Below are 592 nucleotides of genomic sequence, written 5' to 3'. Positions count from 1 at the left end.
CTGTTGATCCATGGACTGTTCCCCCATAGTCGCGGGAGTCCTCCCAGACTCACCTCCCAAGAGACCGACCCGGTCTGTGCGTCGACAGCGTAACAGATTCCCTCGTCGGAGCCAACGTAAACGGTTTCGCCGGCAACTGTTGGTGACGTATCAATCGATCTCTCGCTAATGAGACTATTCCAACGTACTTCCCCGGTTTCGGTGTCGATCGCGTAGAGAAATCCACCCGACCCGACATATGCGACCCCTTCGTGGACTGTAGGCGAGGATCCGGGCGTGTTTATGTTCGAATTATCGTGTGCCCACAACTCCTCTCCAGTCTCGGCGTCAACGGCGTACAGCACTGTATCGTCGGAGGTTGCGTAGACGGTTCCATCGACAACTGTTGGAGTAGTACCATAGTCTGCCCGATCGACACGCCACAACCGTTCACCGTTCTCGATTGAAACTGCGTGGAGACCACTCGTGTAGGTTCCGACATAGACTCGATCGTCGTGAATGACGGGTGCGCCGACGCTGTCCCCAACATAATCACGCCAGCGTAAGACGCCAGTTTCGGCGTCGATCGCGTACAACGAACCGTCGCCATGAC

1 protein-coding gene is annotated in these 592 nt (G+C 56.2%); it reads right to left on the bottom strand.

Annotated elements, in window-relative coordinates:
• Positions 1–575 (bottom strand): PQQ-binding-like beta-propeller repeat protein (locus tag EXE46_RS16245; RefSeq protein WP_241981599.1); only part of this gene is annotated, 575 nt, incomplete at its 3' end.
• Positions 576–592: the final 17 nt, after the last annotated feature.

The organism is Halorubrum sp. GN11_10-6_MGM (genome assembly GCF_005435165.1).
Lineage (GTDB): Archaea > Halobacteriota > Halobacteria > Halobacteriales > Haloferacaceae > Halorubrum.
Note: the sequence above shows the minus strand (reverse complement) of the source record. Positions and strands in the feature narration are given on the sequence as shown.